Here is a 16464-nt window from a genome sequence, read left to right on the forward strand (position 1 = left end):
CCGTCAGATCTCGACCTGCGTGCCGAGTTCGACCACGCGGCCCGGCGGGATGCAGAAGAATTCCGTCGCCGACAGGGCCGTTTTCGACAGAAGGATGAAGGCCGGCTCGCGCCAGCCCGGCAGGCCGGTGGACCGCGACGGGATCAGCGTCTCGCGGCCCAGGAAGAACGACGTCTCCATCATGTCCAGATGCAGCCCGAAGCGGCGGCATCGCTCCAGCGCGCGGGGAATGTGCGGCTGTTCCAGGTAGCCGAAGCGCAGCACCACGCGGAAGAAGCCCTTGCCCAGCTTCTCCACCAGAACGGCGCGGTCCGGGGAGACGCGGGGCACCTCCTCCATGATCACGGTCATGACGACCACCCGCTCGTGCAGCACCCGGTTGTGCTTGATGTTGTGCAGAAGGGCGTGGGGGACGACGTCGGGGTTGCCGGTCATGAAGACGGCGGTCCCGGCGACGCGCTGCGGCGACTGCGGCGAGACGCGCTGCAGGAACAGGTCCATCGGCAGGGCGTCGGCGTAGAGCCGCTCGGCCAGGATGCGGCGGCCCCGGCGCCATGTGGTCATCAGCGTGTAGACCGCCGCGGCGATCAGCAGCGGGAACCAGCCGCCGTCCGGCACCTTCAGCAGGGTCGCCCCGAACAGCGCGAGATCGATCACCAGCAGCGTGGAGAAGGCGGCCACGACCAGCACGGGGTTCCAGCGCCACAGCCGCCACGCCACCACCGCGGCCAGGATGGTGTCGATGGCCATGGCCCCCGTCACCGACACGCCGTAGGCGGCGGCCAGATTGCTGCTGGACCCGAAGCCGATCACCAGGATCACCACACCGATCAGCAGCAGCCAGTTGTTGCGCGGGATGTAGACTTGGCCAACCTCATGCTCGGACGTGTGACGGATCTCGCGCCGCGGCAGGTAGCCGAGCTGCACGGCCTGCCGGGTCAGCGAGAAGGCACCGGAGATCACCGCCTGGCTGGCGATGACCGTGGCCGCCGTGGACAGCAGGACCAGGGGCAGTTGCGCCCAGTCCGGCGCCAGATGGAAGAAGGGATTCTCCAGCGTCTCCGGCTGGTGCAGCAGCATGGCGCCCTGCCCGAAATAGTTCAGCAGCAACGCCGGCAGGACGAGGTAGAGCCAGGCGATGCGGATCGGCGCCCGCCCGAAATGGCCCATGTCGGCGTAGAGCGCCTCGGCCCCGGTGACCGCCAGGACCACGGCGCCGAGTGTCAGGAAGGCCACCCAGCCATGGTCGACGAACAGCGCCGCCCCGTACAGCGGGTTGAAGGCGCGCAGAACGTCCGGCCAATGCATCACCTGCATCAGGCCCAGCACCGCCAGCGTGGCGAACCACACCCCCATGATCGGGCCGAAGAAGATGCCGACCCGGCCGGTTCCCTGCCGTTGGAACAGGAACAGCAGGGTGAGGACCGCCAGCGTGATCGGAACGATGTAGGGGGACAGGGCAGGGGTGACGACCTTCAGCCCTTCCACCGCGCTCAGCACCGAGATGGCCGGGGTGATCAGGCTGTCGCCGTAGAACAGGGCCATGCCCAGGATCGCCAGCGCCATGATGGCGCGGTTGCCCGCCCTGGAACTGAGCCCGCGATGGGCCAGCGTGCCCAGGGCCAGGACACCGCCCTCGCCCTTGTTGTCCGCCCGCATGACGAGCAGGACGTATTTCAGCGTCACGACGATGATGAGCGCCCAGGTCGCCAGCGACAGGATGCCGAGGATGGTCGGCTCGTCGAGCGGCAGGCCGGTGTGGGTGAAGGACTCCCGCATGGTGTAGAGCGGGCTGGTCCCGATGTCGCCGTAGACCACGCCTAGCGCCCCCAGGACGAGGGCAGGCATGCGGTTGGCTTGAGGGGGGTGGCCCGGGGGAGTGGAACTGGGAGCGGGGTTGGCGGCCGGAGCGGCGCCGTTCGGTCCGTCGCCGGTTTGCTGGTTGGCGCTGTCCATGATGGTCCGTTCGTTCGGATCGCGGTCCGGTGTCGGGGGTCCCTCCTTGCGGGCGGAACGCTTCGGCCGCGAACCTTCTCCTTACATCAACCGCTCACCACAAGACCATATGGTTCCGGTGGTGCGGGGCCGCCAGCCACAACGTTGAAGCCGGCGGGCTTCTTCGCGCCCGGCGTCACGGGTCGATGCACGGGCAATGCGCAGGCCAGTGCACGGTCGGTGCGCGATGATGCCGCCGAACAGAACAAATATGGGACGCGCCGCTTGTTGTTCATGTTTTGTTCTGATACGGTTTCTTCATCGAAGCCCTGGCCGCACGTCAACGCCGCGCGGCGCCGCGGCGGCAACCGATGAAGGAGGACGTCCATGTCGATCCTGGTTTTCCTGCGTGAACTCGCCGGGCTGACGGCCCTGTTCGGCACCCTGTTCGTCTGGACTCTGCTGGGCCACGCCGCCGGCTTTTGAGGCGCCGCCCCCTCCCGAAAGGAGTCGCCATAAGGGTTGGACCTCCTCCGGATAATAATCCGAAATCCCAGGCAACCGTTGGCGATGCATCGCTTACATCCGGAATGCGTTCACCGCAGCCGCCGGGCAACTCCTGCCAAGCCGGGGCCAGCCGGAGCGGGGCGGGCGACGCGACGATCAGGCCACCGGCCAAGGCCGGCTGGTGACGACAACGCGGAATTCTGGGATCGGGACGGATGCGAAACTTCTTTCGGAAGCGGCGGGCGACCGCCGATGCGGATGACCGGATGTCCATGGGCGGCGGCATCACGGGCGGTGGAGCGGCCGGACCGGGCTCCACCCCGGGCAATGCGGCTCATGGCCACCCGCCGATGCAATCCCAGAGCCCGCTCGCGGGCCGTCCGGCGCCGCATCTGCGGCCGGTCGGTGGTCCCGAGGGCGGTGGCCTTGGCGGCGGCGGTCTTGGTGGCGGTTTGGGCGAGACCATGCGCGGCCCGTCCGGATTGCGTCATGATCCGCTGAACAGCCCGCTTGGTGGCGGGTTTGGTGGTGGATTGGGCGCCCAGCGTGGCCAGCCGTCCGCCGACACGGAGCTGCCGCGTTTCACGATGACCGTGAACGGCGGGCTGCGTGGGCCGGGAGCGGTCGGTGCACCGGCCATGCTGAAGGGGCTTACTCCCGAACTGAACGGTCTGCTGCGCGAGGCCTTCACGCCGACGCGGCCCAAGCAGCAGCTGAACTCGCTGTTCATCGGCCGGACCGACACGCTGAAGCGCATCATCTCCGCCATCGAGGAGGAGCGGGCGCACGTCATCCTGTTCGGCGACCGGGGCCGCGGCAAGACCTCCGTCGCCAACGCCATCGAGAAGATCGCCGGCCAGGCCGGCTACCTCTCGCTGAAACTGACCTGCAGCGCGGAGCTGAGCTTCGAGGACATCTTCCGTCATTTCCTGAAGAAGATCCCCTCCACCTATTACCGGTCGGGGATCGACAACCCCTTCGCCTCGCGCCGCAGCTTCACCAGCTTCAACGAGCTGCTGCCCGAGGGCGGATTCAGCGTGACGGAGCTGAACGAGGTGCTGGCCGGCATCCACGCCACCCATGTGCTGCTGATCCTCGACGAGTATGATCGCGTCACCGACGAGGATTTCCGCAACAAGCTGGCCGAGCTGTTCAAGAACCTGACCGACAGCTCGATCCCGGTGACGCTGCTGGTGGTCGGCGTGGCGGAGAACCTGGACCAGCTCCTGGGCAAGCATCCGTCGATCCAGCGCTCGCTGGTGCCGGTGCATCTGCCGTTGATGACCGACGTGGAGATCGGGCGCCTCATCAACGCGGGGGCGGAGAACGCCGGAATCGCCTTCGCGCCGGAAGCCGTGGACCGCATCTGCGAATTCGTCCGCGGTCTGCCTTATTATGCCCAGCTTCTCGGCCTGCACGCCGCCCGCAGCGCGGTCAGCCGCGGTTCGACGGTGGTGGAGCGGGACGATCTCGCCTATGCCGTCACCCGCTGCCTCCAGGAGGCGGAGCGCGGCATCGTCGACTCCTACGCCCGGGCGCTGGCCGCCGAACGCCGCGCCGAGCTGGAGGATGTTCTGCTGGCCTGCGCGCTGTGCCCGGCGGACGCCTATGGAACCTTCGATCCGAAGGAACTGGCCGGACCGGGCGGCGCCCCGCCGACCAAAGAGGCGCTCGGCATTCTGGAGCGGCTCTGCCGCGAGGAGTATGGCGGAGTCCTGGCTCCGGTGGTCGAGCCGGGTTGGACCCGCTACCGCTTCCGCAATCAGATGATGCGCCAATACGTGCTGATGCGGCAGGCCCACGAGCGCGGCCAGATCTGACCGTCCATCCACGGCAGACCGGTCCGGGGAGGCCCCTTTCCGCCGTCAGGCGGGGAGGGGCCTTTGTGCGTTCCGGGATCATGCCTTGCGTCCTCCTCCCCGACGGTCAGCGCAAGTCGAGCAGCATCGCCAACAGGACCGCCCCGGCGACCAGCCCGCACAGGGCGGCCACGATGGCGAGGCTGCGCAGGAACTGGCGCATTTCGCCCTGTTTCCAGGCGCTTCGGGCCAGAAGCAGCAGGTAGCCGGCGGCCGCCGCCCCGATCATCGTCCACATCGCCCCGTTCACCCTATCCGTTGGAAACGCTCCTCCCGCATGGTGCTATGACCTACGGTGAAAGGGCGGTAGCGATCATAGGACGCACGCGACAAGGGGTGGATGCGCTTCTTTGGCATGAGTGCCTCCTGTCCGTTTTGGGTCGGGAACTTTTGGCAACCCACATGAACCGGGAGCCACCCTCACGCATCCAAAGCGTGCGGCTGTCTGCAAGAAAGTGGTAGAAAATACAGAAAGTATCCATTCGATTGGGGGTGGTGGATACTTTAAAAGAGATGCGGTAATCCATGATTAAAAGTAGCTTTGCGCATATGCCCAATGCGTTCTTCTTTTAATCCCACAGAGTGGTACCGTGTTGCACGACACAGGGGTAAGGTCATCCAAAATATCGGCACGTCAATGCCATCGGTGGGGCACGGGTGGGGAAACCTCGGGTGATTGGTAGCCTACAAGATTGCCCAGGGAGTCAGAGCAATTTTCCAAAAATCGCGGGAGCTGACCAATGGAACCAGTGCGTGCTTTTCTGATCGACTCCAATAAGCTGTTCCGCGAAGGCCTGAAGAGGCTTCTCGACGATTCACCTTTTCAGATCGCCGCCGAGGCGGGGAACCTGCGCGAGGCGCTGAACTCCGTCGAGAACGGATTGCGCCCGCAGCTCATCCTGCTCGATCTGGTGAACGGGGGTGAGGAGGAGGCCGACGGCATGCGGCGGCTGCGCGCTCAGCTTCCCGACGCGCGCATGGTCATCCTGACCAGCGACCTGTGCACCCGCCGCCTCGCCAACGCGCTGGAGGCCGGAGCGGATGGTTATCTGATGAAGGACCTCTCCTCCGATGCGCTGGCCCAGTCCCTGCGCCTCGTGATGATGGGCGAGAAGGTGTTCCCGACCCATCTCGCCGCCCTGCTGATTTCCGGCCGCGTGAACGGGAACGGCACCGACATGCCGGTGTCGCGCAAGGGCTTGTCGCAGCGGGAGGTGCAGATCCTGCGCTGCCTGCTGAACGGCGACAGCAACAAGATGATCGCCAACCATCTGAACATCACCGAAGCGACGGTGAAGGTTCATTTGAAAAGCCTGCTGCGCAAGATCAACGCCTCCAACCGCACCCAGGCGGCGATCTGGGCGCTGAACAACGGCATCGGCGGAGAGTTGGCCGGCGCCGCCGGCGCTGTGACCGCGGCGGCGGTCCACCAGTAACCGCACTCCCGCGGTTGTTCCCACCGGTGCAGGCGCCGGACCGGCCAGCCATACCCGTTCGGGGTGGCCGGCCGGTCCGGCGTTTCCGCGCGGGTCCCAGGGAACTGGCCGGCGTGCGTCCGGGAGGCTTCCGCCGTGCGGACAGCCGTGCGGACGGAGGATTGCGCGAAGCGTCCATCCCCAAACACGCCCCCATTGCGCAGACAGAAAATATCCCGGCACGGTGGCCGGGATTCTTTCGATTGATCAGGGTGGAACGCGTCCGACGATGCGTCAGGACGTGCCGGTCCGTTGGGCCGGGGCCGCGTGCATATGCGGCGGCACCATGCCTTCCCGGGCGGATTGCAACGCGCCCTGCTGTCGCGCGGCGAAGACGCCGGCCTCCGTTCTGTTGCGGAAGTGCAGCTTGGACAGGACACTGCGCACCATCGACTTGATCACCGCCTCGGACAGATCGAGCTGGTTGGCGATCGTCCGGTTGTTCAGTCCCTGGCCAAGCAGGCGCAGGGTTTCGAACTCCGGTTCCGACAGCCGCGGCAGCAGGGTCAGCCGAATCTCATCGACACCCAGCCGGGACAGGAACTGCTTGGGCATCAGACAGTGCCCTTCCAGCCCCAGGTCCAGCAGCTCGTTGATGCGGTCCACGTTGATGTCCTCGAACACCCACGCATCGGCGAAGGCCAGGATGTGTGCGGCGTCCAGCAACTCCCGCGACGACAGCACCACGACGATCCGCGACCGGCGTGACAGCCGCAGATACACCATCGGTTCGTTCTCGCGCAGCGCGGTGAACTGCTGAAGGCCGATCAGGATCGCATCGGGCGTCAGCGTGCTCTGCGTCAGTTCCGATATGTCGTGGAAGACGGTCACACGATGGCGACCGGCCCGGTCGAGCGCCTGCACCACGGTGTCGGTCAGGGAATTGTTGTCGAGAATCAGGCAGACGTGCATGGGGGTCACCGCGTTGCGGGTCGAGTGCGATGCTTTCTCTTGGGCGTACTCATGGTTCATTTGCATGGGTCAGCTCTGTTTGGAGGAGGCATCCACGGCAGGCCCTTTTCGGGCATTATCGCCGCCTGTGTTTTAGGCTTGTCTCGTGCTCTCTATGCGTCGGCGCTCTGTGTCTTCGCTTAAGTGGTTTCATTTAAAGACTGCATCGAATTTCAGGCATATATCCATCAAACCTGGAAAAAAACTTGACACTGTGACAAACAGTTTATAAATTAGGCGTGTAACACGTAAATCAAACGATAGACGATCACTCAAGATCGTCAAGCGCATCTGAATGGTGACCGGATCACTCCAAGCGATAACTCTTTTGTGACGGACCGCGCTGAAAGGCCAGTACAGGTACGTGCCGCAAGGTGGCGCATTCGCGCAGGAAAAGGACTGGCCATCCGTACAATGTGTTGCGCCGATGGGGTAGGTTTTCACGCATTTCGATCATGGGCGTCGATCCTTCACGCGCTCCGGATGTCTTCCAGGGTGGACATCGTGACGTTCGCATCCTGAACAACCAAACATGGAAAAAATTGCGCTTCCCCTTTCTTTCGTGCAAAGAAATAGTTAAAAGGTAATAGTTCCTGCTTTGTTCAGTCGGCCTTCGCTGTATCGGAGGGCCCTTCCGCGCCGCAAATGACCTATGGCCCTTGTCCGGATATTGGCTCTCTTCCGAATGTGGTAGCAGTTCTTCAAGCCACGGGGCGAAAGGGTAGTTGGATCGCCAACGGGGTGGCCCGGTTAGTCCGGGGAGGGCTGATCCGAAGCAACGGGAAAAACGAAGGCGGACGGGGCCATGAAAATTCTGATCGGTGACGACCATCTCCTTTTTCGTGAAGGCCTGCGCCGTCTTCTGGAGCAGCTTCACGGGGACGCGATCTTCGTCGAGGCGGGCACCTTCGACGAGGTTCTTCAGCAATGCCGCGTCGGCGGCGGGTTCGACGTGGTGCTGATGGACCTGCACATGCCGAACTGGCCGGGCTTCGACGGGCTGCGCGAGGTGCAGAGCCTCCAGCCGGGCGTTCCGGTGGTGGTGATCTCCGCCTCGGAGGCGCTGAGCGACATTCGTGGCGCGCTCGACCACGGGGCCACCGGCTACATTCCGAAGTCGAGCAGCGTCAAGGTGATGATGGGCGCGCTGAACCTCGTTTTCTCCGGTGGCATCTACGTGCCGCCCGGCGCGCTCACCGCCGCGACGGCGGCCTCCGACGCCGCACCGCGCCGCGGTCGCCTGGACGGTGCGGACCGCAGCGCCTACGGCCTGACCCAGCGCCAGCGCGAAGTCCTGGATTGCCTGCGCGCCGGCAAGTCGAACAAGCAGATCGCCTACGAGCTCGGCCTGTCCGAGGGAACGGTCAAGATCCACGTCACGGCGATCTTCAAGTCGCTGGGCGTCAAGAACCGCACCCAGGCGGTGATCGCGGCGGCCGCCATGGCCTCGTAAGGGGACAGGTCCGAAGGTTACGGGGCAGGGCGGGAAACAAGGAAAACCGGGTTGGAGACCGACAGGGCCGCGAGCAGGCACGAACAAGGTGCCGCCGCGGCCTTTTCGATTCCGGCTTTCGCCTCACCTCATATACTCACGCCCGTACCCGCGCCGCGCCGGCGGCGTGCCTGAGTGCCCACAAGGAGGAAAGACAGCGATGGCGGCGGAAACCCCGGTGTGCGACTTCGGCCGGAAGGCGGAGGATTTCAGCCTGAAGGGAACCGATGGAAAGACCTACAGCCTTGCCGACGTCCAGGGACCGAGCGGCACACTGGTCATGTTCATCTGCAATCATTGCCCTTACGTGAAGGCGGTGATCGGGCGAATCGTCGAGGAGGTCAATGCGCTGCGGGCCCACGGCATCGGCGCGGTCGCCATCATGTCCAACGACACCGACGCCTATCCCGACGACGGCTTCGACAACATGAAGCGCTTCGCGGCGGAGCATGGCTTCACCTTTCCCTATCTGCTTGACGAGACGCAGGAGGTGGCGCGGGCCTACGGCGCGGTCTGCACGCCCGACTTCTTCGGCTTCAACGCCGACCTTTGCCTGCAGTACCGCGGGCGGCTGGACGCCTCCAGGCGCGAGCCGATCCCCGACGCCCCGCGCGAACTGTTTCACGCAATGGTCCGCATCGCCCAGACGGGGCAGGGGCCGACCGACCAGATCCCCAGCATGGGCTGCTCCATCAAATGGCGGAATCCCGCCTGATTCCGCCCCAAGCGTGGCCTTAATGCCGGGATGGGCGCCGTTGCGCCTTGACCGCGTGCGGCGCCCAATGCTATCCGGCCCTTTGAACCATCAGAACCGCCCGCCGCAGCCGCGCGCGGGCGCAATCCCCGCTGTAACGGTTTTCGTGCCGTAGGATGCCGCTGTAGAGCCATGAGCGATATTTTCCGCGAAGTCGACGAGGATCTGCGCCGCGACCGCATGGAGCGCGTGTTCAAGCGCTACGGCGGCATCATGCTGGCGGCCGCGCTGGCGGTCGTCGCCGCGACGGGCGGCACGGTCGCCTGGCGCAACTGGCAGCAATCGCAGAAGGAGAGCGGGACGACGGCCCTGGCCGCCGCCCTGTCCCAGGCCGCCCAGGGGCCGGACAAGGGCGTCGAGGCCCTGGCCGCCTTCGCCGCCAAGTCCGACCCCGGCATGGCCGCGCTGGCCCAGTTGAACGCCGCCGCCCTGCTGGCCCGCGAGGGCAAGACGGCGGAGGCCGTGGCCGTTTACGACACGCTGTCCAACAACGCCGGCGCCGCCGCGGTCTACCGCGAGCTGGCGGCCCTGCTGTCGGTGATGCACCAGCTCGACTCCGGCGATCCGGCCCAGCTCCAGGCGCGGCTCCAGCCGCTGACGGCGGATGCCAATCCCTGGCGCTTCTCCGCCCGCGAGATGAGCGCCGTGCTCGCTGCCCGCGCCGGGGACAAGGAGCGCGCACGCACCCTGTTCCAGCAATTGGCCGACGACTCGCAGGCTCCGGCCGGCGTCCGGTCGCGCGCCGCCGATCTCGCCACCCTCTACGGCAAGAGCTGATGACCCGCATTCCCATGGCCGTCCCGACCGCGCACCCCACCGCGAAGCGCCGCTCCCTGCGCGCCGCACTGCTCTCCGCCCCGCTGCTGGCCGTGCTGCTCAGCGGCTGCGACACCGTCAGCGGGTGGTTCGGCAAGACCCCCGATCCGCCCCTGCCGGGTGAACGGGTGTCCGTCCTGACCCGCGAGCGCAAGGTCGAGGTCGACCAGCGGCTGGTCGGCACACCGGTCGCCCTGCCGACCGCCGTCGCCAACCCGGCCTGGGCGCAGCCCGGCGGCACGCCGGAACATGCCGGCGGCAACCTCGCCTTGTCGGCCACGCCCGCCGAGGCGTGGCGCGGCGACGTCGGCACCGGGGCGAGCAGCTCCCGTTCGCTTCTGGCGACTCCGGTCATCGCCGACGGGCGCATCTTCTCCATGGACGCCGACTCGCACGTCGCCGCCCTCGACGAGCGCACCGGGCGGCAGCTCTGGCGCATCGACACCAAGCCGGAGAAGGAGCGCGGCGGCGCCAGCGGCGGCGGTGTGGCCTTCGCCGACGGGCGCGTCTTCGCGGCCACCGGCTTCGGCGAGGTCGTGGCGCTCGATCCCGCCAACGGCTCGATCATCTGGCGCAAGCGCGTACCGGGCCCGGTCCGCGGCGCGCCGACGGTCGAGGGCGGGCGCGTCCTCGTCCTGACGCTGGACAACCAGCTCACGGCCCTGTCGGCCTCCGACGGTGCCGTCCAGTGGTCGCACCAGGGCATCCTGGAGACGGCGGGCCTGCTGGGCGCCGTCAGCCCGGCGGCCTCGCCGACCCTGATCGTCGCCCCTTACTCCTCCGGCGAGCTGTACGGCCTGCGCCCGGAGAACGGCCGCGTGGCGTGGCAGGAGAGCCTGGCGGCGATCCGCCGCAGCGGCGCCCTGAGCAGCCTCGCCGACATCCGCGGCCTGCCGGTCATCGACCGCGGCGTCGTCTACGCGATCGGCCATTCCGGCCGAATGGTCGCCATCGACGAGCGCATCGGCATCCGCCTGTGGGAAGCCGAGATCGGCGGCACCCAGACCCCCTGGCTCGCCGGCGACTATCTCTTCGTCGTCACCAACGATTCGGAGCTGGTCGCCCTGACCCGTCAGGCCGGTCACGCCCGGTGGGTCGCGCAACTCGCCCAGTTCACCGATCCGGAGGACAGGAAGGGGCCGATCACCTGGTCCGGTCCGGTCCTGGCCGGCGGCAAACTCTACGTCACCGGGTCGAACGGCCAGATGCTCGCCCTGTCGCCCGCCGACGGGCAGGTGCTGACCCGCTATTCGCTGCCGGCCTCCACCTATTTGCCTCCGATCGTGGCGAACAACACCCTATATGTCCTGGGCGAGAACGGTACGCTGGTGGCGTACCGCTGATCGCCATCCTTGGTTCTTTATAAGGCCCCCGGCCCGATGTCCTTCACCGTCGCTCTCGTCGGTCGGCCGAATGTCGGCAAATCGACTCTGTTCAACCGTTTGGCCGGCAAGAAGCTGGCGCTGGTCGACGACACGCCCGGCGTGACGCGCGACTGGCGCTCGGCCCCCGCCCGTGTGGGCGGGCTGTCCTTCACCGTGGTCGACACCGCGGGCCTGGAGGACGTCACCGACGACAGCCTGGAGGCGCGCATGCGCCGCCAGACCGAACGCGCCCTGGAACGCGCCGACGTGGCGCTGTTCATTGTGGACGCCCGCACCGGCATCACGCCGCTGGACCGCCACTTCGCGGCTCTGCTGCGCAAGAGCAAGACCCCCGTCATCCTTGTCGCCAACAAGGCGGAAGGCAAGGTGGGGATGACCGGCCTCTATGAGGCCTTTGAGCTTGGCCTGGGCGACCCCCTCGCGCTGTCGGCGGAGCATGGCGAGGGCATGGCCGATCTGGTCGAGGCCCTGCTGCCCTACGCCCCGCCGGAGCCGGAAGCGGTCGAAAAGGCTGCGGTCCCCGCCAAGGGTGAGGGGGAGGAGGAGCTTCCGGTCGGCGACCAGCCGGAAACCGACGAGGAGCGCGCCCGCCCGATCCAGATTGCCATCGTCGGTCGTCCGAACGTCGGCAAGTCCACCCTGCTGAACGCCCTGATCGGTGAAGAGCGCGTGCTGACCGGCCCCGAGGCCGGCATGACGCGCGACGCCATCAGCGTGGATTGGGAGTGGCGCGGCCGCAAGTTCCGGCTGGTCGACACCGCTGGCATGCGCCGTCGCGCCCGTGTCGACGCCAAGGTGGAGAAGCTGGCCGTCGCCGACGCCCTGCGCGTCGTCCGCATGGCCCAGGTCGTCCTTCTCGTGGTCGATGCCAACCAGATCCTCGACAAGCAGGACCTGACCATTGCCCGCACGGTGGTGGAGGAGGGCCGCGCCCTGGTCATCGCCCTGAACAAGTGGGACGCCGTGGACGACCGCGCCATGGCCCTGCGTCAGGTCGAGGACAAGCTCCAGGCCGCTCTGGCCCAGATCAAGGGCGTGGAGGTCGTGACCATCTCCGCGCTGCAGGGCAAGAAGCTGGACACGCTGCTGGATTTGATCCTGTCGACCTACGGGCAGTGGAACCGCCGCATCCCGACCGCCCAGCTCAACCGCTGGATCGAGGGCGTGCTGGATCACCACCCGCCCCCCCTGGTCGAGGGCCGGCGCGTGAAGATCCGCTACGCCACGCAGGTGAAGACGCGTCCGCCGACGGTGGCGCTGTTCGTGAACAAGCCGCTCGATCTGCCGGAAAGCTACCAGCGTTATCTGATCGCGCATTTGCGCGAGACGTTCGATCTGCCGGGCGTGCCGGTGCGGCTTCTGCTGCGGAAGCAGAAGAACCCTTACGCGGATGATTGAGGCCGTCGAGCGTCGGTTTTACTGACGCTCAATGGCATGAGCCGTTGCGCTCCCCGTCTCCCTCCCCGCCGGGCGAGGAAGGAGACGGGGAGAGCTGCCGGTTACGCCAGCTTCAGTTCCTTGAAGAAGTCGTTGCCCTTGTCATCGACGATGATGAAGGCCGGGAAGTCCTCGACCTCGATGCGCCAGATGGCCTCCATGCCGAGTTCCGGATACTCGACGCACTCCACCTTCTTGATGCAGTCCTGAGCCAGACGGGCCGCGGCGCCACCGATGGAGCCCAGATAGAAGCCGCCGTGCGTCTTGCAGGCCGCCGTCACTTCCGGGCTGCGGTTGCCCTTGGCCAGCATGACCATCGAGCCGCCCGCCGCCTGGAACTGCTCCACGAAGCTGTCCATGCGACCGGCGGTCGTCGGACCGAAGGAGCCCGAGGCATAGCCCTCCGGCGTCTTGGCTGGACCGGCGTAATAGATGGGGTGGTTCTTGAAATAGTCCGGCAACGGCTCGCCGGCGTCCAGACGCGCGCGCAGCTTGGCATGGGCGAGGTCGCGGGCGACGATCAGCGGGCCGGTCAGCGACAGGCGCGTGCGGATCGGATACTGCTTCAGCGTTGCGAGAATCTCGCTCATCGGCTGGTTGAGATCGATCTTCACCACCTCGCCGGCCAGATCGCCGTCGGTGATCTCCGGCAGGTACTTGGCCGGATCGGTCTCCAGCTGCTCCAGGAAGATGCCGTCCTTGGTGATCTTGCCCACCGCCTGACGGTCGGCCGAGCAGGACACGCCGACGCCGATCGGCATGGAGGCGCCATGGCGCGGCAGGCGGATGACGCGAACGTCGTGGCAGAAGTACTTGCCGCCGAACTGGGCGCCGATGCCCATGGTCTGGGTCAGCTTGTGCACCTCCGCCTCCATGGCGAGGTCGCGGAAGGCGTGCGCGTCCTCGCCGCCCTCGGTCGGCAGATTGTCGAGGTAGCGGGCCGAGGCCAGCTTCACCGTTTTCAGATTCTGCTCCGCCGACAGGCCGCCGATGACAATGGCGAGGTGGTAGGGCGGGCAGGCCGAGGTGCCGAGGTAACGGATCTTGTCCTCGAGGAACTTCAGCAGCCGGTCCGGCGCCAGCACCGACGGGGTGGCCTGATGCAGGAAGGTCTTGTTGGCCGAACCGCCGCCCTTGGCCATGAACAGGAACTTGTAGGCGTCCTCGCCCTCGGCGTAGATCTCGACTTGACCCGGCAGGTTGTTGCGGGTGTTCTTCTCCTCATACATGGAGATCGGGGCGAGCTGGCTGTAGCGCAGGTTGCGCTTCAGGTAGGCGTCGCGGGCGCCTTCCGACAGCGCGGCCTCGTCGCCGCCCTTGGTGAAGACGCGGCGGCCCTTCTTGCCCATGATGATGGCGGTGCCGGTGTCCTGGCACATGGGCAGCGTGCCGGCGGCGGCGATGTTGGCGTTCTTCAGCAGGTCCAGCGCCACGAACTTGTCATTCGGCGAGGCTTCCGGATCGTCGAGGATCGCGCGGATCTGGCCGAGATGGCCGGGACGCAGCAGGTGGTTGATGTCCTTGAAGGCCTCTTCGGCCAGCAGGCGCAGGCCCTCCGGCTCGACCTTCAGGATCTGCTCGCCGTCGAACTCGACGACCGAAACGTGATCCGAGGTCAGCTTGCGGTAGGTCGTGTCGTCCTTGGCCAGCGGGAACAGCGTCGCAGCGCCGCGGGCGGGGCTGATGTCATCGGGCATTCGGGGGGCTTCCTTCCTGTTTTTGGGTCACAGGCCCCGATGCGGCGCGTTGGAGCGCGCAAAAGGGCCAGGGCCACGCTCGCGCACCGTTATACACCCCTGCGCCCGCTGCACAACGGGAACGGAACGCCCTGCGGCGTTAAGGAAAGGGTCTGACCTCGGCCCGGAAACGATGCGGCCCGGCCCCATCGCCGAAGCGCTGGATGCCGGGCCGCAACACACCAACACGGACAAGACCTTACGCAGCGCTCTTGAACTGTTCGTTCAACTCCGCCTGTCCTTCGACCACCGGTTCCGCCGGGGCGCCGACCCATTCGGTGTGGGCCGGGATTTCCTCGCCCTTCATGACCAGGGTCAGTGGGCCGAGTTGGGCGTAATCGCCGACGCTGGTGTCGTACAGCACGGTGGACCCGGCGCCGATGGTGACGCCGCGGCCGACCTTCACGCAGCCGACCTTCATCACGCGGTCCTCGTACAGGTGCGTCTGCAGGGCCGACAGGGCGTTCACCGCGCTGTGGTCGCCGACCGAGACGCAGTCGAACTCGGTGATGTCGGTGGTGTCCATGAAGACGCCCTCGCCGAACTTCGTGCCGAACAGGCGCAGCACCCAGGGCAGCATCGGCGTGCCGCGCAGATGGTCGAGAAGCACCTTGCCGGCGAGACCCCAGTAGAGCACCGCCACCGCTTCCGTCTTCATGGCCCACCACGACCACATCGGCTTCATGGTCGGCGCGTAGCGGCCCATCAGCAGCCACTTCACCAGGATCACCATCGCCACCATCGCCACCGGGATGGCGACGCTGACGGCCAGGAACTGCGCCAGGAAGGCGGCGTAGCGCTGCTCCAAGATGGCCGGGGCGAACAGCTCGACGGCCAGCGTGCCGAAGGTGATGAACAGCATCGTCGGCATCGACAGGCTGAAGGCCTCGAACACCGCGCGGCCCAGACGGCGGGCCTTGGACGGCTCGTAGGTCCAGTTGGCGCCGACCCCGTCGAAGCGCTGGCGCACCGGCAGCTTGATCGGCGGGCTGCCGAACCATGTCTCCCCGGCGGACATCGCCTCGTTGGCGGGCGGCTTCGACTTGATGCCGATCAGCGAGCCCGTGGGGATGCAGGCGCCCGCCGGCACCACCGCGTCGTTGCCGACGAACACGCGCGCCTCGGTCTTCACCGGCTTCAGGAACATCCAGCCGCGGCGGATGTCCTCGTCACCCAGCACCACCTCGTCGGCGATGAAGCACTTCTCGCCGATCTCCACGAGGTCGTAGCGCCCGGCGAGGTTGGTGGAGATTTCCGCGTCCTTGCCGATCTTGGCGCCCATCAGCCGGTACCACGCCCGCATGTAGACCGTGGCGTAGAGCGAGCTGAGGGTGTCCAGCATCACCTCGGTGGACAGCGCCACCATCCATTTGCGCAGGTAGAAGCCGCTGTGCACCGAGTAGGTGCCGGCCTCGACGCGCGGCAGGACGATCCAGCGCACCGCGGCGATCATGCAGACCGTCACGGCGACCAGCGCCATGGCGGTCGGCCAGGCGATCAGCGGCAGATAATAGAGGTAGCTGACACCGAAGACCGACCCCAGCACCCCATCCAGATTGTCGAACAGGTAGAAGGCCGGGAAGATCGGCATCAGCGAGATCGGCGGCAGGGCCAGCAGCATCGCCGTGTAGAAGGCGGCGTTCACCCCGCGGCGCAGCCGTCCGGCGGTCGCCGGGGTGGGCAGCTCCGCCCGGTCGACGCTGCCGACGCGGCGGGCCGGCGAGCCGTCCCAGCGCTCATAGGCGCCGGTACGGGCGCCGGCGGGCAGGGCGGTCAGGTCGGCCAGCTCCGTGCCGTGACCGACCACCGCGTCCATGCCGATGACGCAGGAGGTGCCGACATAGGCGTCGGCGCCGATCTCCACCGCGCCGATGACCAGCTCGTTGCCGATCACCTCGGCGTTCGCCAGCTTCACCTTGCCGCCGATCGAGGCACCGGCCCCGATGGTGACGAGGTCGATGGCCCCGGACTCGAACTCGCCGATCAGCGCCTCGTCGCCCACCTTGGCGCCGAGCGCGCGCAGGAGGACCCGCATGACCGGCGAGCCCTGGAACCACTTCAGATGGACGAGACTGATGAAGCGCTGCGCCAGCCACCAGCGGTAATAGTAGGCGCCC

The 16464-nt window shown here is 66.8% G+C and carries 13 protein-coding genes (1 of these 13 only partly in view); 7 read left to right on the forward strand and 6 right to left on the reverse strand.

Annotated features, from left to right (window positions below; genetic code table 11):
• Nucleotides 1-3: 3 nt before the first annotated feature.
• Together Sp245p_RS08115 and Sp245p_RS08120 are read right to left on the reverse strand one after the other, a co-directional pair.
• Complete coding sequence (locus Sp245p_RS08115; protein ID WP_041811849.1) at nt 4-1848, reverse strand: potassium transporter Kup; 1845 nt, start codon at nt 1846-1848, stop codon at nt 4-6.
• A 194-nt stretch (nt 1849-2042) separates the two neighbouring features.
• Nucleotides 2043-2324 carry a hypothetical protein gene (locus tag Sp245p_RS08120; RefSeq protein ID WP_129557160.1) on the reverse strand — a complete coding sequence of 94 codons (282 nt, stop codon included), beginning with the start codon at nt 2322-2324 and terminating at the stop codon, nt 2043-2045.
• 333 nt (nt 2325-2657) lie between these two features.
• Here Sp245p_RS08120 and Sp245p_RS08125 point away from each other — a divergent pair, with 333 nt between their 5' ends.
• Nucleotides 2658-4262, forward strand: coding sequence for an ATP-binding protein (locus Sp245p_RS08125; protein WP_041811114.1), 1605 nt, complete (start codon nt 2658-2660; stop codon nt 4260-4262).
• A gap of 106 nt (nt 4263-4368) precedes the next feature.
• Here Sp245p_RS08125 and Sp245p_RS34850 read toward each other — a convergent pair whose 3' ends face one another.
• Entirely contained in the window at nt 4369-4539 is a 171-nt protein-coding gene (locus Sp245p_RS34850) for a hypothetical protein (protein ID WP_014240785.1), read from the reverse strand.
• 502 nt (nt 4540-5041) lie between these two features.
• On the opposite strand from Sp245p_RS34850, the gene Sp245p_RS08130 reads away from it, so the two are divergent.
• A complete protein-coding gene (locus Sp245p_RS08130) occupies nt 5042-5737 on the forward strand; it encodes a LuxR C-terminal-related transcriptional regulator (RefSeq protein WP_014240789.1) in 696 nt (231 codons plus the stop codon).
• A gap of 273 nt (nt 5738-6010) precedes the next feature.
• Here Sp245p_RS08130 and Sp245p_RS08135 read toward each other — a convergent pair whose 3' ends face one another.
• The gene (locus Sp245p_RS08135) at nt 6011-6754 is read right to left on the reverse strand and encodes a response regulator transcription factor (protein ID WP_237903525.1); all 744 of its coding nucleotides are present in this window, start codon (nt 6752-6754) and stop codon (nt 6011-6013) included.
• Between the two features lie 778 nt (nt 6755-7532).
• Here Sp245p_RS08135 and Sp245p_RS08140 point away from each other — a divergent pair.
• The 5 genes from Sp245p_RS08140 (at nt 7533) to der (ending at nt 12572) form a co-directional block, all read left to right on the forward strand.
• Nucleotides 7533-8180: a response regulator transcription factor gene (locus tag Sp245p_RS08140; protein ID WP_014240792.1), complete on the forward strand. Its 648-nt coding sequence runs from the start codon at nt 7533-7535 to the stop codon at nt 8178-8180.
• A gap of 199 nt (nt 8181-8379) precedes the next feature.
• Nucleotides 8380-8934, forward strand: a complete 555-nt coding sequence (locus Sp245p_RS08145; RefSeq protein WP_014240793.1) for a thioredoxin family protein — start codon at nt 8380-8382, stop codon at nt 8932-8934.
• 171 nt (nt 8935-9105) lie between these two features.
• Nucleotides 9106-9750 carry a tetratricopeptide repeat protein gene (locus Sp245p_RS08150; protein ID WP_109138451.1) on the forward strand — a complete coding sequence of 215 codons (645 nt, stop codon included), beginning with the start codon at nt 9106-9108 and terminating at the stop codon, nt 9748-9750.
• Nucleotides 9750-11132, forward strand: coding sequence for an outer membrane protein assembly factor BamB family protein (locus tag Sp245p_RS08155; protein WP_244947655.1), 1383 nt, complete (start codon nt 9750-9752; stop codon nt 11130-11132). The genes Sp245p_RS08150 and Sp245p_RS08155 overlap by 1 nt, the downstream gene beginning before the upstream one ends.
• 36 nt (nt 11133-11168) lie before the next feature.
• A complete protein-coding gene (gene der / locus Sp245p_RS08160) occupies nt 11169-12572 on the forward strand; it encodes a ribosome biogenesis GTPase Der (RefSeq protein WP_014240796.1) in 1404 nt (467 codons plus the stop codon).
• Between the two features lie 101 nt (nt 12573-12673).
• Here der and Sp245p_RS08165 read toward each other — a convergent pair whose 3' ends face one another.
• Together Sp245p_RS08165 and Sp245p_RS08170 are read right to left on the reverse strand one after the other, a co-directional pair.
• Nucleotides 12674-14308, reverse strand: coding sequence for a fumarate hydratase (locus Sp245p_RS08165; protein ID WP_014240797.1), 1635 nt, complete (start codon nt 14306-14308; stop codon nt 12674-12676).
• A 238-nt stretch (nt 14309-14546) separates the two neighbouring features.
• Nucleotides 14547-16464 carry the end of a Pls/PosA family non-ribosomal peptide synthetase gene (locus tag Sp245p_RS08170; protein ID WP_014240798.1) on the reverse strand. The gene runs 2066 nt beyond the window's last position, so only the last 1918 of its 3984 coding nucleotides appear in the window; its start codon lies beyond the right edge, outside the window; it ends in the stop codon at nt 14547-14549.

It is taken from the genome of Azospirillum baldaniorum (assembly GCF_003119195.2).
In the GTDB taxonomy this organism is placed as follows: domain Bacteria; phylum Pseudomonadota; class Alphaproteobacteria; order Azospirillales; family Azospirillaceae; genus Azospirillum; species Azospirillum baldaniorum.